This is a genomic window from Agrobacterium sp. LAD9, from assembly GCF_003031125.1.
GTDB lineage: Bacteria > Pseudomonadota > Alphaproteobacteria > Rhizobiales > Rhizobiaceae > Agrobacterium > Agrobacterium radiobacter.
Window position 1 is genome coordinate 250,718 of record NZ_PHGS01000013.1, and the last position, 26,523, is coordinate 277,240.

22 protein-coding genes are annotated in these 26,523 nt (G+C 58.1%); 6 read left to right on the plus strand and 16 right to left on the minus strand.

Translation table 11 applies throughout. The features are described 5' to 3' along the window. Positions 1-38: 38 nt before the first annotated feature. From DA915_RS14955 to DA915_RS28685, 4 genes are all read right to left on the minus strand, one after another. On the minus strand, positions 39-1,004 hold the full coding sequence (locus DA915_RS14955; RefSeq protein WP_192886538.1) for an alpha/beta hydrolase: 966 nt from the start codon (positions 1,002-1,004) through the stop codon (positions 39-41). Between the two features lie 479 nt (positions 1,005-1,483). Further along, on the minus strand, positions 1,484-2,806 hold the full coding sequence (locus DA915_RS14960) for an ATP-binding protein (RefSeq protein ID WP_107676375.1): 1,323 nt from the start codon (positions 2,804-2,806) through the stop codon (positions 1,484-1,486). After that, positions 2,799-3,545, minus strand: a complete 747-nt coding sequence (locus tag DA915_RS14965; protein ID WP_107676376.1) for a response regulator — start codon at positions 3,543-3,545, stop codon at positions 2,799-2,801. The genes DA915_RS14960 and DA915_RS14965 overlap by 8 nt, the downstream gene beginning before the upstream one ends. A 169-nt stretch (positions 3,546-3,714) precedes the next feature. Then, a complete protein-coding gene (locus tag DA915_RS28685) occupies positions 3,715-4,176 on the minus strand; it encodes a hypothetical protein (RefSeq protein WP_153064561.1) in 462 nt (153 codons plus the stop codon). On the opposite strand from DA915_RS28685, the gene DA915_RS14970 reads away from it, so the two are divergent. The 4 genes from DA915_RS14970 (at position 4,175) to DA915_RS29460 (ending at position 9,967) form a co-directional block, all read left to right on the plus strand. After that, a complete protein-coding gene (locus tag DA915_RS14970; protein ID WP_107676377.1) occupies positions 4,175-5,047 on the plus strand; it encodes a DUF3313 domain-containing protein in 873 nt (290 codons plus the stop codon). The genes DA915_RS28685 and DA915_RS14970 overlap by 2 nt on opposite strands. A 185-nt stretch (positions 5,048-5,232) precedes the next feature. Beyond that, a complete protein-coding gene (locus tag DA915_RS14975) occupies positions 5,233-6,306 on the plus strand; it encodes an efflux RND transporter periplasmic adaptor subunit (RefSeq protein ID WP_107676378.1) in 1,074 nt (357 codons plus the stop codon). A gap of 2 nt (positions 6,307-6,308) precedes the next feature. Further along, on the plus strand, positions 6,309-9,407 hold the full coding sequence (locus DA915_RS14980) for an efflux RND transporter permease subunit (RefSeq protein ID WP_107676379.1): 3,099 nt from the start codon (positions 6,309-6,311) through the stop codon (positions 9,405-9,407). 410 nt (positions 9,408-9,817) lie between these two features. After that, positions 9,818-9,967: an alpha/beta hydrolase gene (locus DA915_RS29460; protein WP_192886539.1), complete on the plus strand. Its 150-nt coding sequence runs from the start codon at positions 9,818-9,820 to the stop codon at positions 9,965-9,967. On the opposite strand, the gene DA915_RS14990 is transcribed toward DA915_RS29460, so the two are convergent. The 7 genes from DA915_RS14990 to DA915_RS15020 all read right to left on the minus strand — a co-directional run bounded on the left by DA915_RS14990 (position 9,927) and on the right by DA915_RS15020 (position 18,154). After that, the gene (locus DA915_RS14990) at positions 9,927-10,703 is read right to left on the minus strand and encodes an SDR family oxidoreductase (protein ID WP_107676381.1); all 777 of its coding nucleotides are present in this window, start codon (positions 10,701-10,703) and stop codon (positions 9,927-9,929) included. The genes DA915_RS29460 and DA915_RS14990 overlap by 41 nt on opposite strands. 16 nt (positions 10,704-10,719) lie before the next feature. Continuing rightward, positions 10,720-11,868, minus strand: a complete 1,149-nt coding sequence (gene dgoD, locus DA915_RS14995) for a galactonate dehydratase (protein WP_107676382.1) — start codon at positions 11,866-11,868, stop codon at positions 10,720-10,722. Between the two features lie 67 nt (positions 11,869-11,935). Next, positions 11,936-13,564, minus strand: a complete 1,629-nt coding sequence (locus DA915_RS15000) for a GMC family oxidoreductase (RefSeq protein WP_107676383.1) — start codon at positions 13,562-13,564, stop codon at positions 11,936-11,938. 32 nt (positions 13,565-13,596) lie between these two features. Beyond that, positions 13,597-14,499: an aldose 1-epimerase gene (locus DA915_RS15005; protein ID WP_107676384.1), complete on the minus strand. Its 903-nt coding sequence runs from the start codon at positions 14,497-14,499 to the stop codon at positions 13,597-13,599. A gap of 3 nt (positions 14,500-14,502) precedes the next feature. Continuing rightward, entirely contained in the window at positions 14,503-15,504 is a 1,002-nt protein-coding gene (locus tag DA915_RS15010) for an ABC transporter permease (RefSeq protein WP_107676385.1), read from the minus strand. A gap of 13 nt (positions 15,505-15,517) precedes the next feature. Next, a complete protein-coding gene (locus tag DA915_RS15015; RefSeq protein WP_107676386.1) occupies positions 15,518-17,044 on the minus strand; it encodes a sugar ABC transporter ATP-binding protein in 1,527 nt (508 codons plus the stop codon). A gap of 126 nt (positions 17,045-17,170) precedes the next feature. Beyond that, on the minus strand, positions 17,171-18,154 hold the full coding sequence (locus DA915_RS15020) for a substrate-binding domain-containing protein (protein ID WP_107676387.1): 984 nt from the start codon (positions 18,152-18,154) through the stop codon (positions 17,171-17,173). Between the two features lie 374 nt (positions 18,155-18,528). Here DA915_RS15020 and DA915_RS15025 point away from each other — a divergent pair, with 374 nt between their 5' ends. Both DA915_RS15025 and DA915_RS28690 read left to right on the plus strand, forming a co-directional pair. After that, positions 18,529-19,293: a FadR/GntR family transcriptional regulator gene (locus DA915_RS15025; RefSeq protein WP_107676388.1), complete on the plus strand. Its 765-nt coding sequence runs from the start codon at positions 18,529-18,531 to the stop codon at positions 19,291-19,293. A 698-nt stretch (positions 19,294-19,991) separates the two neighbouring features. Then, positions 19,992-20,639 (plus strand): hypothetical protein, encoded by a 648-nt coding sequence (locus DA915_RS28690; RefSeq protein WP_153064562.1) that lies wholly within the window; start codon positions 19,992-19,994, stop codon positions 20,637-20,639. 18 nt (positions 20,640-20,657) lie between these two features. Here DA915_RS28690 and DA915_RS15040 read toward each other — a convergent pair whose 3' ends face one another. The 5 genes from DA915_RS15040 to DA915_RS15060 all read right to left on the minus strand — a co-directional run bounded on the left by DA915_RS15040 (position 20,658) and on the right by DA915_RS15060 (position 26,382). Beyond that, the gene (locus tag DA915_RS15040; RefSeq protein WP_107676391.1) at positions 20,658-21,668 is read right to left on the minus strand and encodes an ABC transporter ATP-binding protein; all 1,011 of its coding nucleotides are present in this window, start codon (positions 21,666-21,668) and stop codon (positions 20,658-20,660) included. Beyond that, on the minus strand, positions 21,665-22,642 hold the full coding sequence (locus DA915_RS15045) for an ABC transporter ATP-binding protein (protein ID WP_107676392.1): 978 nt from the start codon (positions 22,640-22,642) through the stop codon (positions 21,665-21,667). Before DA915_RS15045 ends, DA915_RS15040 begins: the two co-directional genes overlap by 4 nt. Positions 22,643-22,653: 11 nt before the next feature. Continuing rightward, entirely contained in the window at positions 22,654-23,565 is a 912-nt protein-coding gene (locus tag DA915_RS15050; protein ID WP_107676393.1) for an ABC transporter permease, read from the minus strand. Then, positions 23,562-24,536 carry an ABC transporter permease gene (locus tag DA915_RS15055; protein WP_107676394.1) on the minus strand — a complete coding sequence of 325 codons (975 nt, stop codon included), beginning with the start codon at positions 24,534-24,536 and terminating at the stop codon, positions 23,562-23,564. The genes DA915_RS15050 and DA915_RS15055 overlap by 4 nt, the downstream gene beginning before the upstream one ends. Before the next feature lie 265 nt (positions 24,537-24,801). After that, the gene (locus DA915_RS15060) at positions 24,802-26,382 is read right to left on the minus strand and encodes an ABC transporter substrate-binding protein (RefSeq protein ID WP_192886541.1); all 1,581 of its coding nucleotides are present in this window, start codon (positions 26,380-26,382) and stop codon (positions 24,802-24,804) included. Positions 26,383-26,523 lie beyond the last annotated feature (141 nt).

Consider the following 26,523-nt stretch of genomic DNA (forward strand, 5'->3'; position numbering starts at 1 on the left):
CCCTTTCCATCGTCAGGGGTATAGGCAGCCTAATGAATTCATCGAGTAATCTTCGCAAAAGTAAGGTTGCCAAGGGCGCTCACTGGTAGCAACATCCCACGCCCTGCTTCAGGCCTTGTCAGGAATGTATTCCCAAGTGCTTTCAGAATATCGGCGTTTTGAGCAAAGGCACTGTGTCCAAGCACGTCCTCCTGCGAAGCATCGGAGGCATCGATAACGGTGATCCCATATTGCCGCAATAGTTTTTCATATGGCCGAAAGTCTGTAGCCCCGAGGCGCTGCACATCGCCCGCGAGCCAAGTCGAAAGCTTGAGCGCCAAGTCGTTCTGCGATGAAAGAATGGTGATATGCGGTCGCTTGTCGCCCATCTCAAGAACCTGACGCCGGAAAACATCGACATCGATATCAGGCGAGGCGAGGATGACAGACCGAATCTTCGGAGAAACCCTGCCCTCTTTGTTAGCCATGTCGCGTAACGCTTCCATCGTCAACCACGTGCCCATCGAGTGGGCAAGAACGGTCACCTCGGCAACGTCTGGGCTGTCGATCGCGGACTTCAGGACAGCACCAAGCCCGAAGCGAGAGTAGACTGTGCTCTCCCGGTCATACACATAATCGAGTACGTTGCCGCGTGACGGCCATGTGAACAGAACTGGTGCCGCGTCGATGCGTGCGTCGTGAACCAGCTGAGCGAAACCAAAGACGGATTCTGCATAATCATTGTTGAAACCATGCACGAATACCAACACTCGCTTCTTCCCATGACTCGCTTTGCGGAACCACGGTATAATCTGGCTGTCGTTCAGGAGGTCTGCCTTTGCGGTAACGAAGGAGCGCCGTGGGTCGGGCTTTTGAGTATCCGGCCATTGAACCCGACCGATCTCCCGGGCACTCGCAGGTGGAATCGACACCACGATATTATCGAGGCGCACATTTTCTCCGCGTTCGCCAGTATAGCGAAGCGCGGGACTGTTAGATGGCTGGCGCGTGGTCGCGACCAGCATGTCGACACGCTCGGTCCGGGGCGCAGAAATCCCTATCGGACGCATGACGTCCGTGGGATGACCACAGGCTGCGAGCACTGTCAGTATCAACAGAAGGAAACCTAATCGGGCATATGGACCTGTCGACAAGGGGGAAATGCCGCCACCTCGCTCGATTGAGTTGAACAGGAAAGCGGCCTGAACGTCAGTTGCCATACTAGAAGGGGTGGCAGGGAAGACAAGTTGGGTCCTAGCTTGCATCGATCGAAGCCCTCTAAATGATTTTCGACAACTACTCGACCATAAGGAAACCGAAGATCCGAGCATGGCTGGCAAGGCATTGGCGACGGAGGCTCCACTTGGTCCCGGCATCATGCCCATCGCAACACACCGTCGGTGTCTTTGCCACGCCGGACGCGAAACCAAATGATATAATTGCAACAGTCAACAAGAGCACCAAGCGTTGGAATTAATTGGGTTACCTAGCGTAGCGCATATTGTCACATCCTCGGACGTGGCACCATAATTCGCACCATAAGCCCGTGAGGTTGGGCGGACAGCAACGTCACGGTCCCACGGTGTGAATGCGCGATATCGGCGACGATGGATAGCCCCAGACCGAAACCGGCCCGGCCGGTGCGAGATGCGTCACCCTTGAAAAAGGGTTCAAATACCTTCTCCTTCAGAGCTTCGGGAATTCCCGGCCCGTCGTCTGCAACCGAAATTGAAAACCCTGCTTCATCGGAATCCAATCGAACGTTAGCTCTTGAAGCGAACTTCATGGCGTTGTCGCAGAGATTTGTCACCGCGCGAGTAATTGAAAGAGGACGACAATTCACAATTAACTTATTTGGCCCTTGATACGCCACCTCAAACCCCACGTCGGAAAAGTCGCTGCAAACGGTTTGAAGAATGCTTGCTACGTCAACACGTTCAATTCCTTCGGTTGCGTAGTCATCCCGTAAATAGTTCAGACTTTCCGCAAGGAGGCCGTCGATATGGTCGATGTCAACCAGCAACGCTTCCCGCAAAACCCCGTCCTCCATGCGCTCCGTGCGCAATCTGAGTCTGGTCAATGGCGTTCGAACATCGTGGCTGATGCCCCTGAGCATTCGTGTTCGGCCGTCAACCATGAGACGAATGCGGTTTCGCATGCCATTGAGCGCACGCGCAAGCGATGCGATCTCGACCGTGCCGCGCTCATCGAAAATTTGTGAGCTGTTGTTAATATCGGAATCCGTCGCGGCTTCGGATATTCTCTTTATCGGCTCGGTGACGGCCCTGATCGCAAAGATGAAGAAAAAGGCGATCAATACGATGATCGCAATGAAATAATATGAACCTTGAGTGAGAAACGCGCTTGTAAGGATGGTATCCGGAACGCCAAAGTACATGAGCATTGTTTGATCGTCGACTTTTTCGGCAATGACACGGCGATCATTAAAAAAGACGCGCCAACCACCCAGAGGGGGCTCTCCATCTAGCGGGAACAGAAAGTCGATTCCCCTTCCAGCCATGTCCTGCATTTCGGGAGACACTCTAAATTCGTCAGTCAGCGATATGGGTGCGAGCGAGATGTCCAGTCCGGAGCGTTGAGCGTTAGTCAGGATAGACGCGCGTTCTGCAGGAGATGCTTGCGCCAAAAGGCGAGCGATAGTCTTAGCTTGCTCGGCAGCGTTTTCCAGATTTGGCACGGCATAGGCGTTCTTTGCATAATTCTCCAATGCTCTGCCGGTGACGATGACCGTTACCAGCGCAACAAGAATGATCACGGTGATTTGCCCACGAAGGGTTCGCGGGATCCCGCTAACGTTCCTAACCATCGGCCTCGTCCACGGCGGCAGTGAAGATATAGCCACCCAAACGGACCGTTTTCAGAAGCACGGGATCTCGAGGATCGATCTCGAGCTTCTGCCTCAAGCGACTGATGTGAACATCGATGCTGCGTTCGATGGGACCCGCCAATCCTGCATGCGTGACAGCAAGCAGTTGCTCTCTGGTGAGCACACGACCGGGATTCTGACAGAAGGCGAGTAGCAGGTCGAACTCATGGGTCGTCATCGCAACGCGAGCGTGGCTGGGATCGTGAACCTGACGGCGGATCGGATCGACCTGCCATCCATCGAAACGGAACGTGCGTTTTCGCGGGCTCTCCTCCCGGGGACTAGAGAGCCTCGAGCGGCGAAGGAGACCCCTAATACGAGCGGTCAGTTCTCTGAGCACGAAGGGTTTCGTGACGTAATCATCCGCACCAATCTCCAATCCGACGATGCGGTCAATGTCGCTGCTCACCGAGGTCAGCATCAGGATTGGAATATCACCGCTGCTGCGAAGCCGACGGCAAATGCTGAATCCATCCTCTCCTGGTAGCATCAGGTCCAACACGATGAGGTCGAATTCCAGAGCGCGCAACTTCGCGTCCATGGCAGCGCCGTCGGCTGCCACTTCGACCGACATTCCTTGTTCGCCGAGACTATCGCGAACCATGCCGGCGATTTGCGCGTCATCTTCTACAATCAGGATCTTCGGCGTCTCTAACATCGCTTGTCCATTGTGGTCCATAGGTCGGCAACCTCCCGCCTTATATTCATTCTCGTATCATAACCACGCAGGCCTTCGGGCGGCTTAATATTAAGTTTTGTTGCGATCAGAATGAATTGGCGGAGTTACTGAAACAAATCTTAACACGATGCAATACTCATCCGACAACGGGTATGAGAGACAACGAAGGTCAAATCCACTTGCCTTTCCTGACGAGTGCCACGCCAACAACGACCAGAGTGCCCATGCTTACGCTCCCTCGAATCGCATTGCATGCCGCGACAGACATCCGCGCGAGTGAACTGGAAGCAATCCAGCGATCGATCTGCAGTTCGACAATGGCAATCAAGCCGTTGTCGTCGGGAGAAGCATCGAAAATGCGAATTTGTCCGCTGCAGCGCAAAAGGGAAGCTCGCGCGATGGATGTGAACTTGGAACCGATTGCCAGCGAAGTAGCCTCGTCGTGACAACCGTGTCGACTCCGATGCTGCGTGAGGCGTCTAGTTCTTGCCGCCGAAGCCAGGCGCCCGCCCGAAAGATCGTTTGAGATACAGGAATAAATATGAATACCAGCTGCCAACACCGTCTGACGCTCGGCAGTTCCGACGTTTCTCCGCAACTCACAGACCACCGACAAAGGCAGACATTTCATGAAACATTTCTGTACGGGACCTAGCTTCAATCACATGCTCAGAATCGTATACAGCCATCGGGCACTAAAAATAGCTCCTCTTGTCCTGACCGTTGGCTTAGTCAGTTGCAGCTCGGTGCAACTGACTGAATCGGGGTCGCTTAAGTCCTATAGTAACCTTGGCCCGGTCGAAGGTCGCGTCAGCAAATCACGCACCTTTTTAGATAGACCCTCATTGTTGGCCGCGACCTCCGTTGCCATAACTCCGACCAAATTGTCACCACTCGCATATTCGAGGATACATGATGCGGGAAATGACAGATTGGTCGCGAACGCCCTTGACCGAGCATTGTGCATTGACCTTAGCGACAAATACCGTGTCGTTGGACCGGGAGAGCCGGCTGACATCACCGTACAGGCCGTGATCACCGACATCGTACCGACGAGCAAAACCGCTGCCGGCTTATCTACCGTAACCACCATCGGAACATCCATTGTTTTTCCTGTAGGGGTACCACGGCTTCCGATCGGTCTCGGCGGTCTCGCTGTCGAGGCGGAGGCATTGGATGGAAAAGGAGTGCAGAGGGCAGCCATCGTCTGGTCGCGCGGCGCGAATTCGATAACAAACGGAGCGCGTGTCTCGGAAGTCGGTGACGCCTATGGGCTCGCGTCATCATTTGCAGCGCAGTTCTCAGAGATCTTGGTGAAGGGCCGCAAGCCATCGGGACTAGATATATCATTACCCTCCGGACAAAAACTGAGGTCACAGTTAGGAGGCAAGCCAAAGAACGCTTCCTGCGAAGCATTTGGAAGAGCGCCGGGGATTAGTGGGGTACTGGCCGGTGTTGTTGGGGCTCCGCCGTCGTGGACCGATCGTGCGGCAATGCAATAGAGCCCTTCGCCGCGCGAATATTGCCGGGCTGAATATGCACCCAGATGCTCTGGCGACATATCCGACGACAAAGTGGCGCTCTCACGGACCATCATGAAACCGACTTCCGAAACGTGATTGTCTCCGTTGCAGAAACACAATCGACATCATTCTGCGCGGCCTAGCCGCGTCGCAGGAGCGCATTCATGCGAAATATCATAATCACAAGGCTTGCCTTTCTATCGGCGGTCCTCCTCTCCGCTTGCTCAGAAGAGGAGCCAGCGCCGAAGCCGCCGCGGCCGATTAAATCGCTGACGGTTCATGCCGAACTCGTCGGTGAGACTATGTCGCAGACGGGCGAAGTCCGACCTCGCTACGAGACGCCGCTCGGCTTTCGTCTGGAAGGGCAACTTACCCAGCGTTTGGAAAATGGCACGCCTGTGAGGGCTGGAGACGTCTTGGCCACGATCGATAAGACGCCATCACAAAACAAGCTCCTTGTGGCAAAAGCCGAGCTTGCCTCTGCCGAATCCGCGGAAAATCACGCCGACACCGTTGCGGCGCGCAATTGGGAGCTTTTCCCGAAGAACGCAATTTCAAAGGCGCAGTTGCAAGAATCCGACGCAAATTTTCAAGTTGCCAAGGCGAGACTGGAGGCGGCAAGAGCCTCGCTCGCCGCCGCTGAGCAGGAACTATCCTTCACGGAACTGAAGGCACCGCGTAATGGAATCGTTTCGGCCGTAGGCGCGAATGAAGGCCAAGTGGTCAGCGTTGGAACCATGGTCATCACGCTCATTTCCGACAGTGAAAGAGACGCCGTTTTCGACGTGCCCGAAACGCTGCTTTCTGTGGAGCCTCCCCTCCCTGTTGTCGAGGTCAGTCTTATCTCGAATCCTGCGGTTTCGGTCACAGGGCGGGTCCGCGAAATAACGCCATCGGCCGACGCCACGACAAGGACCTACCGGGCGAAAGTATCCTTGGAAGGAGCTGGCCAGTTGCCCTTCGGTGCCGCAGTCAGCGGCAAGATTGTGGTCTCTTCCCACAAGCTGTTTCGGGTGCCCGCGTCTGCCCTCCTGAACCGCACCGGCAAGACGACCGTCTACGTCTACGACAAGACAACCAGTCAGCTGCGCGGCCGGACGATCGAGGTCGAGCGCTTTGATGCCAACGATCTCTTCATCTCCAACGGACTGGTTGATGGTGATATCGTTGCCACAGCGGGCGTTCTCAAGTTGCGTGAAGGGGAAATCGTCACTCTCGAGGAAAAGGTCGGAAAATGAGCATGGCGTCCGGTTCTTCCAAGCGTTTCAATCTGTCTGCCTGGGCGCTTCAACACCAGTCCTTGGTCATATTCCTTATGATCGCCATCCTTGTTGGTGGGTTCTTGAGCTATCAGCGACTTTCGCGAAACGAGGATCCACCCTTCACAATTAAGACGATGGTCGTGCAGGCTCTCTGGCCCGGTGCCAGCACGACGGATACAGTCCACCTCCTGACGGACAAGCTCGAGAGGAAGTTGTCCGAAACCCCGCATCTTGATTCTACGCAGAGTTATTCCCGGCCGGGCCAATCCGTCATTTTCGTCAATCTGCGCGACGACACGCCGCCCGAATTGGTCGAGGATATCTGGTACATCGTTCGGAAGAAAATAACCGATATCGCACCCACCCTCCCCGATGGTGTCCAGGGACCGTATTTCGACGATGAATTCGGCGACACCTTCGGTAGCATCTATGCGTTTCAGGCCGAGGGCTTTTCTCAACGCGAACTGCGTGACCGCGTCGATGCCATCCGCGCCGAAATTCTCTCCCTGCCCGATATCGGCAAAGTCAATCTACTCGGCGTGCAGGAAGAGCAAATTATCGTCGCGTTTTCCTCCAGCAAATTGGCGAGCCTCGGGATCAATCCCTCGACGGCCATCGAAGCGATCCGCGCCCAGAATGCAGTCAGCCCGACGGGTGACGTGAAGACCGGGGACGAGAAGATTTCCGTCCGCGTCAGCGGCGCATTCGCTTCCGAAAAGAACCTGCACGACCTGACCTTCCTGGTCGATGGCCGATACATCCGGCTTGATGATGTTGCCACGATTTCGCGCTCGCTTGTCGATCCGCCCGCCCCGTTCGTCCGCGTCAATGGGCAGGATGCGATCGCTCTTGCGGTCTCGATGTCGAAGGATGGAAATCTGGTCGATTTCGGGCAAGCGCTGAAGGACAAGATGTCCGCGATTGCGGCGAAGCTGCCACATGGGATCGAGGTGACCCTGGTTGCGGATCAATCTACCGTCGTGAACGACGCCGTCGGCGGGTTCATCAAGGTGCTGATCGAAGCTATCGCGATTGTACTTGGCGTCTCCTTCGTTTCGCTTGGAGCGCGAGCCGGCTTGGTCATTACGGTCTCGATCCCCCTGGTGCTCGCCATGACTTTTTTTGGCATGGAACTGACGGGCATTGGATTGCAGCGTATTTCGCTGGGCGCACTGATCATCGCCCTCGGTTTGCTTGTTGATGATGCAATGATCACCGTGGAAAGCATGGTGTCGTGCCTGGAAAACGGCAAGGACCGATCGGTCGCGGCGAGCCATGCCTATGAGACAACGGCCTTTCCGATGCTCACCGGGACACTGGTTATGATAGCTGGCTTCATCCCCGTCGGCTTTGCAGCTTCCAGCGCCGGAGAATACACCTTCTCCCTTTTTATGGTCGTGTTAATTGCTCTCGTATCGTCATGGATCGTGGCCGTGCTGCTCTCCCCGATCATCGGCACATGGTTACTGCCGAAGATCCTTGCGCATGGGCACAACAAGGAGGGAAAGATCCTGTCGGCCTACCGCAGGGCGCTCCACTGGACATTGTCCCATCGATGGCTGACGATGGCAGCCGCTCTTGTCGCACTCGTCCTGTCGATGTTCGGTGCAACCCGGCTTGAGCAGCAGTTCTTCCCCGCGTCCGACCGGCCTGAACTACTGGTCAGCCTCACGCTACCCCAGAACGCGTCACGCGAAGCAACAGATCGCCGTGCGAGGCAGCTCGAGGAAATCCTGAAATACGAAGCCGGTGTCGACCATTTCACAACCTATGTCGGCTCCGGATCGGTGCGGTTCTATCTTCCCATGGATCTGCTCCTTGAGAACGACAATGTCTCGGAAACGGTTGTCGTCGCAAAGAGTGTCGAGCAGCGCGAAGCCGTGCGGAGCCGGCTGGAAGATGCGATGGCGAACGAATTCTCGGACATCGTCACGCGCGTTTCACCGCTGGAGCTCGGGCCTCCGGTCGGATGGCCCCTGAAATTCAGGGTGTCAGGTCCCGACTATGAAACAGTCCGTGCGATCGCCATGAAAGTTGCCACCATCGCCGGCGATCACGCGGACACACGCGACGTGAACCTCACGGCAGGGGAACCGCAGCGCAGCGTCACAATCATGATCAATCAGGTTGAAGCACGCGCGCTCGGGATGAGCTCGGAATCGATCGCCAGCGAGGTGGCGGCGGTTTTCTCCGGTTCGAAGATCACCACCGTTCGTGATGGCGACCGCCTCGTTGATGTGGTGGTCAAAGGCATAGAAACGGATCGCACCTCGATCGCGATCATCGGAGATCTGCAGCTGAGAAGCGGCGACGGAAAGGCCGTGCCGCTGCGACAGGTCGCGACTATTGCCTATGGTATGACGGAACCAATTATCTGGCGTCGGGACGGCAAGCCGATGATCACCGTCCAAGCAGATGTCGCCAAGGGTGTTCAAGCAGCAACGGTGGCGGACGCGGTCGGCAAGAACCTTGATGGCCTACGATCCCAACTGCCGATGGGCTATGCGATCACCGCAGGCGGCATTACAGAGGAGGCCGAAAAAGGCAACTCCTCGGTCTTCGCCGTGGTCCCGGTGATGTTGCTGGTCATCGTAGCACTTCTGATGGTGCAGCTTCAGAGCTTCTCGCGGATGGCAGTTGCCATGTTGATGGCCCCCTTCGGGCTCATAGGTGTCGTCGCAGCAATGCTGCCGACCGGCACACCCATGGGTTTTGTCGCCCAGCTCGGTGTCATCGCGCTCTCGGGCATGATCATCCGGAACGCAGTGATCCTGATACAGGAGGTCGACCAGAACGTTGCTCTGGGCCAGTCACCTGAAGAAGCCATCGTCGCCGCTGCTATTCACCGTGCGCGGCCCATCGTGCTGACGGCGTGTGCCGCCATCCTGGGCATGATTCCGATCGCCGCAGAGATATTTTGGGGACCGATGGCGTTCGCCATCATCGGTGGATTGGCGGCAGCGACGGCTTTGACGCTGACGCTACTCCCCTGCGCCATGTTCTGGCTGCTTTCGATCGAGGGAAGGCAGCAGAAGCCCCAAGGTGCTGCGGAGATATCGTCCGGTAAGATCGCCTGATGACGGTTGCGCAGATTGGTCGCCGAAAACGCTCGAAAAAAAGCATCCGCAAATTCGGATGGCTTGGTGTAGTTGGTCGTAGGTTCTCAGAGTGCCTGCGGCCACAGGCCGGACGTGATGACGCCCGTTCGCCTTGCGGATAGACACACGAGCATGGTCGATATGCTCGTGGCGACAACGAGGCAGCCATCGACGAATCCAGCAATCCTGTCCATGAGCGGAGCGAGTGCTGACATCGGCCTCAACAATGTCGTTGTCTTCATTCCTCCCGACATCGATCGTGACGCGGGCAGATTCAGTGGCAGGGTGACCGGTCGGTCGATCCGCGGAAATCGTTTGCACGGTGAGGGCCGACAAGATTTCCGACCAGAAGGTGGCCGGTTGGTTTAAGAGGACGAATAGCCGCAAAGGTGCTCATCTTCGTGCATGGTTTCAATACGACCTATGCGGATACCGTGTTTCGTTTCGTGCAGATTGCTCATAACATTCATGTGGACGCGGCTCCGTCCCCCGCGATATTCAGCGATGCTGTTGAACGCTTAGACCGCCGTCTATGGTAAGGCAGGTGGCGTTCATGAAAGGGCATTCGTCGGAGATCATGAACACCGCGGCCAACGCGATTTCTTCTGCCGCCGCGATACGACCGCCTGGATGCAGTTTCTTTGTTGCAGCTTCGGCCGCAACCGGATCGGGAAAACTGTTCCAGTATTCGGTGACCTTCTGTGTCAGCACGTAGCCCGGCGCTAGCGCATTCACTCGAACGCCCCTGCCCGCGTATTCGATACCGAGCGATTTGGTCATGCCCAGAAGCGCATGCTTGGCGACCGGATAGGGGAACGTGTGGGGGATGATGGTGAAGGCATGGGTCGAGGCGATGTTGAGGATCACACCACCGCCCTGTCCGATCATTCCCGGAAGCACCGCCTTTGAGCAGTTCCATGCACCCTTCAGGTTGATGTCAAAGCACCGCCCCCATTCCGCGTCGCTGGTCTCCAGAGGCTCATGGAAAACATTGACACCGGCATTGTTGATCAGTGCGTTGATCGGGCCGATCTCGGCCGCGGCACGTTCGATGGCCGCAGCAATTGCCGTCGCATCCGTGATGCTGGCGATGGCATAACCTGCAGTGGCACCGCCGGCCAGCAACGTGTTTATTTCTGTCTCTAGCAAGCCCGCGTCGAGATCGATGAGGAACAGGCGTGCCCCTTCTGCCGCGCAAGCCTTGGCGATAGCAAGGCCGATCCCCTGCGCGGCCCCGGTGATCATAATCCGCTTGCCCTTGAGACGGTCCGTCATAGTCTAGTCTCCTGTCTCACCACTCTGCAAAGCTGCCGTCTTCATGGCGCCAGATCGGATTGCGCCAGCGATGGCCTTCCTTCGCCCGCTCGATGACATAGGCTTCGTCGACCTCGATCCCGAGCCCCGGCCCCTGCGGGATCGAGACGAAGCCATCGGCATACTGGAAGACGTCCTTGTTCGAGATATAATCGAGGATATCGTTGCTCTTGTTGTAATGGATGCCGAGGCTCTGTTCCTGAATGAAGGCGTTGTAGCTGACGGCGTCAACCTGCAGACAGGCGGCAAGGGCGATCGGGCCGAGCGGGCAATGAGGTGCCAGCGCCACGTCATAGGCCTCAGCCATCGCTGCGATCTTGTGGCATTCGGTGATCCCGCCAGCATGCGAGAGATCCGGCTGGATGATGTCGACATAACCGTCCGACAGGACCTGCTTGAAATCCCAGCGCGAGTAGAGCCGCTCACCGAGCGCGATCGGCGTTCCGGTGTGATTGACGATGTCGCGCAACGCCTCCTTGTTTTCCGACAGAACCGGCTCTTCGAGGAACATCAGCTTGTAGGGATCGAGTTCCTTGGCCAGAACCTTGGCCATTGGTTTGTGGACGCGGCCGTGAAAATCGACGCCAATTCCAATGTAAGGCCCAACCGCCTCGCGGATGGTGGCAATGATCTGGACGGCCTTTTCGACTTTCTCCCAGCTATCGACGATCTGCATTTCTTCACAGCCGTTGAGCTTGATCGCCTTGAAACCGCGGGAAACCACATCGCGGGCGTTGTTGGCGACGTCGGCCGGACGATCGCCGCCGATCCAGGAATAGACCTTGATCTTGTCGCGCACCTGGCCGCCAAGCAGCGAGTGAATGGGCTGACCGAGCGCCTTGCCCTTGATGTCCCAGAGTGCCTGGTCGATGCCGGAAATGGCGCTCATGTGCACGGCACCGCCGCGATAGAAGCCGCCCCGATACATGACGTTCCAGTGATCCTCGATCAGGAATGGATCTTTCCCGATCAGGTAATCTTCCAGTTCGTGGACGGCAGCCTGCACCGTCAGCGCCCTGCCCTCGACCACCGGTTCGCCCCAGCCGGAAACACCTTCATCCGTCTCGATTTTCAGGAACAACCAGCGTGGCGGAACGATGTACGTGGTGAGCTTGGTAATTTTCATCGGGTCATGCCTTCTTGCTGAACGCAAACGGGATTGAGATGAAGCGGGGACCGGACATTCAGGAGGCCTACGCAAGAATGAGATCGGCGGCCTTTGCGGCAGCGCCGAGAACGGCGGCATTGGTGTTACCGCTGACGATGGTGGGCATGATCGAGGCATCGATGACGCGCAGCCGATCGACGCCGCGGACTTTCAGGTCCGGTGTCAAAACGGCTTGCGGATCCCGGTCGTGCCCCATACTGCAGGTGCCGACGGGATGGTAACCGGTCTTGACCGTGCGACGGCAATGATCGGCGATCGCCTCGTCACTGGTCACGTCGATGCCGGGGAAGATTTCCTTGTCGATCAGTTCCCGCATCGGCGAAGCCGCGAGAACCGTGCGGGCAAACCGGAAGCTGGCGATCGTCAGACGCAGATCGTCCGGATGCGTGAAGATTTGCGTATCGACGATGGGATTGGCAAACGGGTCGGTCGAGGCAAGCGTGACGCTGCCGCGCGCCTTGGGTCTCAAGAGCAGCGAATTGATGGTAACGCCATCCCCGGGATCGGTGCCCATCACATCCCGGTCGAGATAGACGGTCGGCACGCAGAACATCTGGATCGTCGGTTCCGCATTGTTGCCGTCGGGATCATAGAAGGCGCAGGTTTCCACGCCGGTGGTGGTCGCAGGGCCGGATTTGAACAGCAGATATTGAAGCCCGGCCTTGATCATCGGCCAGCCGCGATCGGCCCCATAGTAGCCGAACGAACCCTTGGTCGTCGCGACCACCGGGCACTCGTAGTGATCCTGCAGGTTGCGGCCGACGCCGGAGAGCGAAACTGCCGTCTGAATGCCGTGACGGGAAAGCTCATCTTCCGGGCCGATGCCGGCGAGCATGAGGATTTTCGGCGTCTGATAGGCTCCTGCCGCCAGAATGACTTCGACGCCGGCGGTAGCGGTCTTCTTCGAGCCGTTCTGCATGTAATCGACGCCAGCAGCTCTGCCATTTTCCAGAACGAGGCGCGTGACGGTCGCCCCGGTTTCGATCGTCAGCAGCGGATTGTTCATGACGGGAGCGAGAAACGCATCGACCGCGCTGCAGCGGCGGCGGGTCTGCCAGTCGATCGTATGCTGCATGAAGCCGACGCCGAACTGTCCGGCGCCGTTGAAATCCGGATTATATGGAATGCCCATGCCCTGCAGGGTTTTGACATAGGTGCGCGTCATCGGGCTGGTATGGCCAAGATCGGAAATCTTCAGCGGCCCGCCGACCCCATGAAACTCCCCGCCGAGATGGTCATTGTCTTCCTGCGCCTTGAAATAGGGCAGGATATCCCGGTACGACCAGGCGCCATCATTGTTTGTCCCCGGCTCGGTCACCGCCTCGTTCCAGCGATCATAATCGGCCGCCTGCCCGCGCATGTAGACCATGGCGTTGACCGTGCTGCCGCCACCCAGGACCTTGCCCTGCGGCACGATCGGACCCCGGCCGTTCAGCTGTTCCTGCGGCTTGGTCTGATGCATGGACAGATAGGTGTCCTTGGCGAGAAACTTCATGTAGCCTGCCGGAAAATGCATGATCGGATTGGCCTTGCGGGGGCCCCGCTCCAGCATCAGAACGCGCGCCTTGCCATCGCGCACGAGACGCGCGGCAACGACGCAGGCCGAACTGCCGCCGCCCACGATGATATAGTCGTATGCCGTCCCTTGGGACATGTCCTGTTCTCCAACCGCGCTGGCGGTAACTGCTATTGTTCTGCCCAGGCAGACGGCTTCATGTAGATGCTGCCCGCAAGTGTTTCTCCAGGTTCAAGCACCTTCAGATCGCCGAGACCCTTCATGTTGTGGCCGTCTGCCAGATGCGACATCGGCTCGAAACAGAAATAATCCCGTTGGAAAGCCGGATCGAAGCTGGTGTCGGATACGAAGACGAAAGCGTGGCGAAACAACGGATCCGCCGTCAGGGAAAGCCGCGCCTGCCGCTCCGGCCAGACAATCTGCGCCTCGCCGCACCAATCCTCAAAGCCATTGTTGACCCAGCGATGGGGCAGACCGCGGGGCTCGCTGAAATCGACATCTAATGGAATGTCCGTCGCCTCGCCTGGCAGCCAGCCGTCTACTTCGGTCCAGTACTTTCGCGCCGGTGCCAGCAACGTGGTCTTCGGCGTCATTGGAAAATAAGGATGCCAGCCAAGCCCGAAAGGAAACGCGTCTTCCCCCGTGTTGGTGACCGAAAGCGTCAGCTTGAAGCCGTCCTCCTGCAGCACGAAACGCTGGGATGCCCCATAGCTATAGGGTGTTATCTCGCCGGCCGCATGATGAAACGAAAGATCGAGCGAACCGGCCGTCTCTTGCGCGACAGTCCACTCCGCCTGCCAGCCTTCGCCATGCAGATAATGCCTGTCCCAATCGGTATTGGCCTGGAAACGATAGTCGCGGCCGCGAAAGCTGAACCGGTTGTCCCGGACACGATTGCCAAATGGCACCAGCGGATAGCAGCCGGACGCCAAGGCATCGGCGTCGTCACCGGGCGCTTCGCGCAAAAGCGGCAACCGGACCTCATCGCGCTCCCACCAGAAGCCGAGCACGATGCCACCCTTGGTGGATATGCGGGCCGAAAGATTTCCATTGCTGAGATGAACGGCAGTCACGGCCTACCCCTTGTTGCGGGCCGCGCCGCGCTTGATCGCCTGGATATTGGCAAGAACCGCGATGACGATGATCAGGCCGCGCACCACCTGCTGGAAGAACGGATTGATCCCGAGAAGCACGAGGCCGTTGCCGATGAGGGTGATGACCAGCACGCCGAGCAAGGTGCCGAGCATGGAACCGCGCCCACCTGAGAGCGCCGTGCCGCCAACGACGACCGCGGCGATGACGTCAAATTCCAGACCACTTGCAGCCGTCGCATTGCCGGAGCCCAGCCGCGAGAGAAGAAGGATGCCGGACACGGCCGCCATGGCACCGGCGATGGCAAACAGGGCAACGCGAATGCGGGAAACGTTGATGCCCGACAGGAATGCCGCATGCGCGTTGCCGCCGATCGCAAAGACAGAACGCCCGAAAGCGGTCTTACGGCTGACGAAGGCAAAGACGGCAAACAGCACCAGCATGATGATGGCCGCCGGCGGCACGCCGAGCACCGGACGGTCGAGCATATCGACGATGTCGTTGCGTCCGATCGAGACCGGCAGCGCATCGGTGACGAACAGCGCCGTGCCGCGCAGCGCGCTCCAAAGTCCAAGCGTGCCAACGAAGGATGGAACGTCGAAATAGGCGCGCAGGATGCCGGCAATCGATGCGAGCGCCGCGCCAATGGTGATGGCGAACATGAAGGCGATCGGCGTCGGGATACCCCATTGCAGAAGATAGGCGAGCGCCACAGAAATGAAGGCGACCATCGGGCCGACGCTGACGTCGATTTCACCAGAAATAATGATCAGCGTTGCTGCCCAGGCAGCAATGCCGATCGTTGCAGCATCGCGCAGGATGTTGATCTGGTTGTTGAACGTCATGAAGCCGCCGGCGGTGGCGGTAAAGACGATGTAAAGCACTGCGATCGCAACGAAGAGGCTGATCTCGTTCATGTGCTGCGAGAAGCCACCGCGCCGGCGCTCAGCGGATGCGGGCGTCTTGGCTGCCTGTTCCAGGGACATTGTGTATTCTCCGTCAGTGACCGGCGATGCAGGCTGCCATGACGGCATCCTGATCGATATCGGGGGATGTGAATTCTTCCTTCAGCGTGCCTTCGCGCAGGACCATGACGCGGTCGCAGACAAGTGGCAGCTCCTCGATCTCGCTGGAGACGAAGATGATGCTGCGGCCTTCGGCAGCAAGCTGGCGGATGATGGCATAGATCTGGGCCTTCGCCTCGACATCGACGCCGCGCGTCGGCTCGTCAAGCAGAAGGATGCGGCTGTCGGCATGCACCCAGCGGCCGATGACGACCTTTTGCTGGTTGCCGCCCGATAAGGTTCCGATCGGCGTATCGGTCTCCGCGGTTTTGACATGAAGCCGCTCGATGACCCTTCGCGTCGCCTGCGCCATCCGGTGCGCCGACAGGACACCGTAGGAACTGACGCTCGCGAAATTGGTCGAGACCGTATTTTCATCGACACCAAGAAGCGGCACGATGCCCTCTTCCTTACGACTTTCCGGCGTGTAGCCAAAACCGGCATCCAGCATGCGCCGGTATTTTGGCCGGCCGGCGGTTTTTCCATCCACCGAGACCGTGCCGCGATCAAAGGCACGAACACCCATAATCGACTGCAGTAACTCCGTGCGGCCGGAGCCCAGAAGGCCGGCGATGCCAAGCACCTCGCCCTGGCGCAGCTTGAAGGAGATCGAGGAGAGTTTCGGCTCCAGCGCCAGACCGGTCACTTCCAAAACGACCTTTTCGCGCGATTTCGTTTCGAGCACGGCGGCCTGCGCCGCCTCCGAGCCGAGCATCAACCGGACGATGTCGCGCGTATCGGCGCCGGCCACGTCAACCGTGTCAATGATCCTGCCATCGCGCATGACGGTTGCCGATTGCGAGATCCGGCGGATCTCGTTCATCCGGTGGCTGACATAGATGACGGCAATACCTTCGCTGGCGATGCGCTTGACGGCGGTCATCACCTTTTCGGCCTCCGCTGCGGCAAGCGAGCTGGTCGGCTCGTCGAGGATAACCAGTTTCGGCTTTCCGAGCAGGACTCGGGCGATTTCAAGCAGCTGGCGCTCGGCGGGGCTGAGACCGGCCACGAGCCGGGACGGGGGCAGGTCGAGGCCAAGGCGCGCCATCGCCTCCTGCGCCTGCGCTTCCATATCGGAATAGCTGAGAATGCCGGCCTTGCGCGGCCAGCGGCCGAGAAAAAGATTTTCGGCCAGCGTCATGCCGGGCACCAGAGACAGTTCCTGATATACGACGCGCACGCCCTTGGCGAAGGATTCCTGCGCGCGGGCCGAGCCGGATTGGGTCAATTCCTCGCCGTCGATGCGCACCTTTCCGGTGTCTGGCACTTCGGCGCCGGTCAGCATGCGGATCAGTGTGGATTTTCCGGCACCGTTCTTGCCGAGCAGCGCGCGGACCTCGCCCGCAGCCACATCGAACGTGGCGTTATCAAGCGCCAGTACACCGGGATAGCGTTTGGTACAGCCTTCGATCGAGGCGATGACAGTACGATCATGGCTCGGGTGGGCGGCGGAATTGATCATGACGAAGCCTGTTTCGGAGTTGATGCGCCATCGTATTCATGGCATGGCCCGGCAGGGCAAACGGTTGATGTTCGCCCTGCCGGTCGGGTCAAGTGCGCCACCCAAGGGCTGGCGCAGCTTGGGAGATCACGGAATGCCGTCGGAATGGGCTTCGAGCCAGGCCTTGCCGGACGCGGAGGTGTCATAGAGGTCGATATCGTAGGGCACCTTGATATCGGCCGGTGCCTGCCCGTCGATCGACTTGATCGCCTGCGCAAGCGCGAGTTTGCCGAGGCCTTGGCCGGAGATGTCCACGACGGCCTTGATGACGGTAAAGTCGACCATCTCCTGGGCGATTTCCGTCGTCATGTCGCCGCCGAAGACCACCGTCTTGCCGGCACGGCCTTGACTCTTCACCGCACGGGCAGCTCCCAGCGTCGCGCCACCGGCTTCGCCGAAAAAGGCGTCAAGATCTGGATTGGAGGATAACATTGTGGCAGCTACGGAGACTGCCTTGTCGAGCGTTGCACCTTCCTGGTTGGCAACGATCTGGGCGCCCGGTACCTTAGCCTTCAAGGCTTCTTCGAAACCTTTGCGGCGGGTGACGCAGACTTCGACAAATTCGCAATTGAGAACCGCGATCTTCGGAGCAACCTTCTTTTCAGCGAGGAAATAGTCTGCCGCGGCGTTGCCCAGCTTGTGGCCGAAATCATAAGGATCGCCGATGGCATAGGCGGAGACGAATTCCTTCATATCCTTCTCGCTAAGGCATGTGTTGTAGCAGACAACCGGGATACCGGCGTCGTGGGCGCGCTGGATGGCACGGTAGGAGCCATCGGCGGAAACCGGCGAAACGATGATGGCCTGCACGCCGGCGGAGATCAGCGAATCGATGAAGGACGATTCCTTGCTGACGTCGCCCTGCGCATTGGTTTCGATGATTTCCAGCTTGCGGCCGGCATCGGCAGCACCGGTCTGAATGCCCTTGCGGACGCCGGCATAGAAGCCCTGCGCGTCCATGTAGATCGCGCCGACCTTCAAGTCCTTGTCCTGCGCCGATAAAGCGCCGGCGCCAGCGCCAATAGCCAGCATCGCCATTGCCGTCAAAGCGGCAGTCTTCATGAGCTTCATGGTACTCCTCCCAAATCTTGTCTGTGACGCGACCGACGGGTTGCGATCCCGCGCCTGGGGCGGAACGCTTTCAAAGATACCTTTCATCATATCATTGTCAATATAAATACGATTTATTGTCGGCGGACTCGCGGGAAATGAAATTTGCGTTCATGGACCGAGTACGCAGTTCGGAACAAAAATGCCGAATAAGGCATCTTATACCGTATTTAAGTTCGGTATTGCACCAGGAACCAGCGCAAATCGGCGGGTAAACTTGCTTGATATAAATACGATTTATTTTAGAGTAGTACCTTGCGCAGCTGTAAATTGTGGTTTCGTATGATAGGTAAATCCGACATGGCAGGCTGCCTCATCGCCTGCGGGAGAGTAAAATGACTGTTGCACGAACGGCGAGAATGGTTTCCGCCAATGGTTTTCCCATCGCTGACAGCGGCAAGCGAAGCGTTCGCGAAGCCCTACTCCAGCAACTTGTCGATATGATCGTTTCCGGCGAGATGGCTGAGGGCTCAACTCTGCCAAATGAAGCGGAATTGACCGAGAAGTTTGGCGTCAGCCGCACGACTTTGCGGGAGGCCATGCAATATCTTTCTGCTCTTGGCATTGTCCGCTCACGCACACGGGCAGGGACAACGATCTTGCCAAGAGAAAACTGGAACTATCTGGACCCTCTAGTGCTTGACGCAACGCTCAAGTTCGGCGCTGACGAACATTTTTACATATCGCTGATCGATGCGCGCCAGTTGCTGGAACCTGCTGCAGCTGCTCAGGCCGCCGCGAACGCAACGGCCCGTCAACTCTTCCACATTTCGAAAGCATTTGAGGAAATGGTCGAGGCAAATGCGCGCGACACCGAAGAGTGGAGCCGCGCGGATTTGGACTTCCACACAGCCATTATCAATGCGAGCGGAAATTGGGTCTATCGGCAGTTTGCAACAGCTATCCGTGCAGCCTTGCTGGCCAGCTTCCGGCTTACCAATCGTGCGAGCCAGTCCCACGAACAGGCAATAATGAAGCACCAAGATGTACTGGAAGCCATCAGAATGCGGCATCCAGAGGACGCGCGTTACGCGATGGAGCAGCTTATCGGCATTGCGCGAATCGAGATCGCGGAGGCTTTGCACAAGGTTCGTTCATGATCCTTCGACTAAAAGACAAATGTAACCCATATTTTCCCTCAGCCGTATTTTTTACGTTGTCCTGTTCTGCAGGTCGTTCAGTATTGCAGTAAAATAAACCAATGCGTTTGATATCATGCAGTTTTATTGCTGTAACGTGCGCCTATTTATTTCTTTATCTTCAGCGGTAAGCTTGCCGGCGATTGGCCGAAAACGATTCCAACAGGCCACATGGGATTTGTGGCGCTGATCGCGGAGAATTGTTCTAATTCTCGCATCGAGAATGAAACTCGAAAAGGTTGCCGACTAGCGACTATATTGTACGGTCCGAAACTCACGGATCAAGAGATCAAGGTATGGCGTAAGCACAACATGAATGCTTGCGAAATCAATCTCTCCGCCCGGTGGAACAGGGGGCACCACCATCCGAAGGCCGTCACTCCCTCATGCAGGCATGTTGATCGCTATGATCTTTGCGCCTAGGCGAGCATCTACCGGTTTCTCACACGCCGACCACTTCATCCGCCAAAAAGCTAGCTATTTTTCCAGGTTCACCATCACGTCCGAAGTTATTCACTAAGCCTCCTTTGCGTCGCTACTAGACTGCCCGTTTCGGCAGCATTTTGGCTTGATGTGCCCCAGCGAAGCGGCAGTGTTTACAATTGGGCTTTTAGGGATTCTACTGTGGTTGCTAGGGGTGATTTGTCGAGGAGACGATCATGGATTGCCGTCACTGCCACAGTGATGATCTGCGCAAGGCCGGCTTCAAGAGCGGAGCGCAGCGCTATTTCTGTCGAGCCTGCGGGTGTTTTGCGCTGGATCCGCAAGGAACATGCCGCCGTCCGGGCTCGCCTTGCCGAGGCAGAGCTGGCGGCCCCGGACGAGCCAGATGTTCTCGAAATGGACGAAATCTATACATTCGTTCAAAAAAAGCGCAGCGGGCGGTAGTCTGGACCGCCTTTAGCCGCCGGCTGGGCCGGGTGATCGCCTATCATATCGGTGATAAGGGGACCCACAGCGCTATGGCCCTTTATCGCCTGGCCAGACAGGCGGTCGGGCGCATCGACCGCATCTATACCGACGCCAATTCCTGCTATCGGCTGGCCTTCGAGCGAAACGGCGTGCCGGAGCCACATGTGGAAACCAAGGCCCAGACCCACCTGATCGAGGCATCCAACTCCTCGATCAGGGAACAATCTGGCCCGCTTCAATCGCAGATCAAAACGCTTCTCAAAGACCCAGCGCATGCTCGAAGTTACCCTCGACCTCTTCTTCAACAGACATCTCATCAAGAGTCCAAAGTGAACACTGCCCAGCGAAGCTGGGGCACCGGGTGTGTATCCCTCTGTGTCGCGCTCCCGCGATAGGACCGTCGCGGCGGCTCATCATGAGTTCAGATGGCAGGCACTGCGGTGACCGGGAGCGACCGTTTCGAGTTGCGGAGCCACCTCTCGGCAAACAGCCATTGCATGTGGACAGCGTGGGTGGAAATGACAGCCATCAGGCGGATTGAGCGGGCTTGGAATCTCGCCTTTTATTGCCGTGAACTGCCGCTTGCGTGCGGTGATGCGCGGCACTTCAGCCAACAAAGCCTGAGTATAAGGATGGTTCGGCCGCGCAAAGATCTCTTGCACGGCTGCCTCCTCGACGATGCGACCAAGATACATGATCGCGACTCGGTCCGAGAGATGCTCGACCACGCCGAGATCGTGACTGATGAACAGATAGGTAAGGCCCAACTCCGAGCGAAGATCCATGAACAGGTTCAGAATCTGAGCCTGGATTGACACGTCGAGCGCCGCCACCGCCTCGTCGCAGACCAGGAATTTCGGCTGTACGGCGAGCGCACGGGCAATGCCGATGCGCTGCCGCTGACCACCGCTGAACTGATGCGGGTAGCGGCCTTTGTAGGCCGGGTCGAGACCTGCGCGGCGCATCTGCGCATCCACATAGGCATCGAAACCGCCACGAGGCACGAGGCCATGCACTCGCGGCGCCTCGCCTACAATCTCGGCCACGCGCAGCCGTGGATTGAGGCTGGCATAGGGGTCTTGGAAAATCATCTGGACCTTCAGCTTGGCGGCTCGCGTTTCGTCAGCAGAAAGCGCCGCGATGTCCCGTCCCTCGAACAAAACCTGACCATCCGAGGGCGACATGATTCCGGCTACAATGCGCCCCAACGTGGACTTGCCGCAGCCGGATTCACCAACCAGCCCTACCACCTCACCTTGCGCGATGGTCAAGTTGATACTGTCGACTGCACGCACCACCTGTTCGTGGACGGTCCCACCGAGCGCTTTTCTTGCGCGACGCGCCAACTTCACCGCCAGATCCGGCACCTTGCCGAAACGCTTGGAGATGCCCTTCAGTTCGATGGCGTTCTCAACGTCGCTCATGCGCTTCTCTCGTTCTGCGGGTGGAAACAGCGCAGCACACGGCCAGGGGCCGGTCTGGTATCGGGCGGATCAGATTCGCACGCAGCATCAGCCCACGCACATCGGGTACGGAAGGCGCAACCGGGTGGCAAATTAATCAACTGCGGCGTCATGCCGGGAATCTGGCGCAGCTTGCCGCCTCGCGTATTTCGACTCGGGACACTGCCGATCAGGCCATTGGTATAGGGATGAAGCGGCCGGTCGAGCACTTCGGCGACATCGCCACCCTCCACGATACGCCCGGCATACATGACAGCGATATCGTCCGCGAGCCCGGAGACGACGGAGAGATCATGGGTAATCCAGATCAGCGCCGTGCCAACCTCGCGTGTGAGTCTCTGCACCTCCGCGAGAATCTGGGCCTGTATCGTCACATCCAGCGCCGTGGTCGGCTCGTCGGCGATAATCAGGTCGGGCCGATGCAGCAATGCGATCGCGATCGCTACCCTCTGTCGCATGCCACCCGAGAACTGATGCGGGTAACTTGCCAGACGCTCATCCGGACTGGCGATTCCCACCATGCCCAGAGCATCGCGCGCTCGCACCCTCGCGTCCTCCCGGGAAACCTTAGCATGAGCCTGCACCGTCTCGATCATCTGCGTGTCGATGCGCAACACCGGGTTGAGCGTCATCATCGGATCTTGAAAGATCATCGCGATACGGTTACCGCGCAGGTGCCGCAACTCGCGCTCGCTTTGCCTTACAAGATCACGCCCCTGGAACAGAAGGCGTCCTGCCACAATCCTTCCCGGCGCATCGACCAGTCCCATCAGCGAGAAGCCGGTTACCGATTTGCCCGAACCGGATTCCCCCACCAGCCCCAGAACGCGTCCACGCGAAACGCTGAACGACACGTCGTCGACGGCCTTGATGACGCCCGCGCGGGTGAAGAAATGTGTGCTGAGGCCTTCTACTTTTAGCGTTGGTTCGCTCATCTGCTCAGCCTTCAGCGCTTCAGACGAGGGTTCAGCACGTCACGCAACTGGTCGCTGACGAGATTGATGACGACGATCGTCACCAGCAGTGCGATACCCGGATAAAAGCTGATCCAATACATGCCGGACAGCATGTATTGATAGCCATTGGCGATCAGAAGACCGAGGGATGGCTCTGTGATCGGCACGCCGAGGCCCAGATAACTCAGCGTCGCCTCCAGCGCGATGGCGCGCGCGATCTGGATGGTGCCGATGACCATCAGCGGCGGTGTGCAATTTGGCAGCAGATGCTTGAAGAGCAGGCGCCATCGAGGCAACGCCAAGCACTTGGCCGCCTCCATATATTCACGCTTGGACTCCACGAGGGCTGCGCCGCGTGCGGTCCGCGCATATCCCGCCCACTCGACGATCACCAGCGCAAACATGACGTTCACGACGCCCTTGCCGAGAATGGCCAGAATCATCATGGCCACGAGTATGGTCGGAAACGATAGCTGAAGATCCACCAGCCGCATGATCGTTGTCTCGACCTTACCGCCGACAAAGGCGGCGATCAGTCCGAGCGCCGATCCGATCACACCTGCAATGATAGCCGACCCGACACCTACGCTCAGCGAAATGCGGAGTCCGTACAAGATGCCCGACAACATATCGCGGCCCTGATCGTCGGTGCCGAGCCAGAATGTGGTGCCATTGGCCGAGATAGACCCCGGCGGCATTCGCCCTGACATGATGTCGAGTTGGGCAAGGTCATAGGGGTTCTGCGGCGACAGCCAAGGTGCAAACACCGCTGCGAGGATGATAATGACAAATATGATGAGGGCCAGCACCGCGAGCTTGCTCTCGGCGAATTCGCGGGAAAAGCGTCGAAACGACGTCGCCTCGCTGCCTGTGACATCCGGGACGGCGATCATCGCGCTCATTCCATACTCTCCAGCCGCACTCGTGGATCCAGCACTGTATAAAGAAGATCAACGATCAGGTTGACGATGATGAACACGAACACGACCATCATCAGATACGCGACGATCACCGGCCGATCGAGCACGTTGATGCTGTCGACGATCAACTTGCCCATACCCGGCCAGGCGAAGACGCTTTCGGTCACCACGGCGAAGGCGATAGTCGTTCCGATCTCTATTCCGAGCACCGTAACCAAAGGAATCATAATGTTCTTCAGCACATGGGCTACCACCACGCGGGTCGATGAAAGCCCCTTCGCTCGGGCGAATTTCACATAGTCCATCTGCAGGGTCTCACGCACGCCGGCACGAGTGAGACGCAGCATCAGAGCGATGTTCCCCAAGGCAAGATTGAGCGCCGGCATGGCCATGTGGGCCAACCCATCCCCCGTGAGGAATGACCATTGTATCCCAAACAGCGATGCGGTGTCCCCTCGTCCGGTGCTGGGCAACCAGCCAAGGTAAACCGCAAAGACCATGATCAGCATGAGCCCTACCCAGAAGGTGGGCAGGGAGAAGCCAAGGATCGAACCCGCCATGATGGCGCGAGCGCTCAACGAATTCGGGTATAGCCCGGCGTAGAGCCCGAGTGGAATGCCGAGGACAATCGACAAGAGCACGGCGGTCAGCGCCAGTTCCAATGTCGCCGGCATGCGCGAGGCGATGAGTTGCAGTGCCGGCTCGTTGAACACGAAGCTATTCCCCAGATCACCGTGCACGGCACCCCACAGGAAGCGCAGGTACTGCTCCCATAGTGGCTTATCCAAACCCAGCTCGGCCACCGCGCGTGCGCGCTCAGCCTGATCGGCATCCGGCGAGATCAGGATTTCGATTGGGTCGCCAATAACATTGACAGCAACGAAGACGATCACGGTCATCGCGAGCACGACAAGAACCGCCTGCAGCAGTCGGCGCAACAACCAGGTCGTCATCGCAGGATACTCCCGGTGTCGCAAGCCGTCATCGCACCCGACGCCCAAGGCAGCTCGACGCGGAAAAAAACGAGGCGCTGGTTGCTACCGCCGCCCCTTCGATCGACATGGCGTCCGCGCTGAGACGCCTTGATCGCCGCGGCACCCGCCAGCCCGGTGCTATAACCGCTGCGGGGGTGTGGTGCGGCAATTTCGGAACGCTGCTGCGATGTCAAAATTGTATGTCGCTCCATTGAACAGCGGTAGATCGAACCTCGTGTCAGCATCACTTCGCGGGTTTGGCCAGCATTGCCCACGTAAACCCGGAGATGTGCGGCTGGTAGCGCACGCGATCAGTCCGGGCCACCCAGTCATAAGTCGGGTAATACAGCGAGATCACCGCCACATCCTCTCCTTCGGCAATGGTAAAGGCCGCCCCAAGAAGTTCGGCACGCTTTCGGTCGTCCATTTCGACCTGTGCTTCTTCGATCAGCCGATCGACTTTCGGATTGACGTAACGGCCACGGTTAGATCCACCGAGCCCTTTTTCCGGGTTTTGACTGTGAATAGCGGTCCGCAGATACACGCTGGCATCGTCGCTGCCATAGCCCGAGAACGTCATGGAGTAGGCACCCTTTGACGTCTGCGGGAAAAAGACGGCATTGGGGACCAAGGCGACGGTCATCTCGATTCCCAAGCGCTGAAAGTACTGCGCCACCGCTTGAGCCACCACGTCGCCGCCCGGATAGCGGTCTGATGTACCGTGCAGAGTCAGCTTGAAGCCTTTGGCGTAACCGGCTTCAGCCAGTAGTTCCCGGGCCTTGACCGGATCGTAAGGCGGCGGGGTGAGGCTTGGTGATGCTCCGAACTGGGTCGGTACGGCCATCTGGCCCGCCGGTGTGCCCATGCCCTGGAGCAACTTCTCCACGATGGCCCGGCGATCGACGCCGAGGGAAAGTGCGCGCCGGACGCGCACGTCCTTGAGCGGATTCTCCCCGTTCGGTCCTTTTACAAACGGCGAGTCGTCCCGATACTGGTCCATTTGCATATACATGACACGAAAGCCGGGCTTCTGCATGACTGCCAGACCCTCGCGCGCCTTTAGCTGGCTCAAATCGGTTGCGGTGGGGAAGTTCATCATGTCGATGTCGCCCGACAGCAATGCTGACGTCCGTGCAGCGTCGGACTTAATGGGTCGTACGACCACCTCTGCCCAATCGGGCGTCCCACGCCAGTATATCTTGTTCCTGGTCATAGCCAGGTGATCGGACGGGACATACTCCTTCAAGCTGTAAGGACCTGTACCGATGGCAGCCCGACCCGAGTTGAAGTCCGCGGTCGTAATCCCCTCACCCAACTTGGCGGGTACTATGAAAATCCAGGTAAGATCCTGCAGAAGAAACGGATTTGGCTGGCTCGTCGTCAGGCGTAATCGATGCTCGCTCAGAGCTTCGGCCTTGACGATGCTTTTGACGTAGGGCGTCAGCGGGCTGGGGCTGTTGCGTACCTGCGGCACGCGCCCGATGGTGAAGACGACGTCGGCAGCTGTAAAAGGTGTTCCGTCGTGAAACGACACGCCTTCGCGCAGGGTAAACTCCCAGGTGGTTGGGTCGATCACCTGCCATTTCGCCGCCAGCATCGGTACCAACTCGCCATCCGGGCCGATGGCAATCAGCGGATCGTAAATATGTGGATGCGCGTCCCGATTTTCTGCACCGTTGAAATAGTGCGGGTCCAGCGACGTAGGATCGAGCTTCGTGCCGATCACCAGCCTATCGTCGGACGGCGCGGAGGCGGCGCGCCCGGCGGTAAATGCGCCAGTCATCAATACGGCAGAGGCGAGAAAACTGCGTCTTCCAATAGGCATGGGAATTCCCTGAGCTATGGGTTGAAAAAATCGTTCGCATCGTGAGCGTTTCAAACCCAAAGCGGCGCCCCGCCCTTTGAGAAGCCTATCCAAGCCAGCGCGCCGCGCCATTCCTGTATTCGCTTCGTACTGGATCTATTT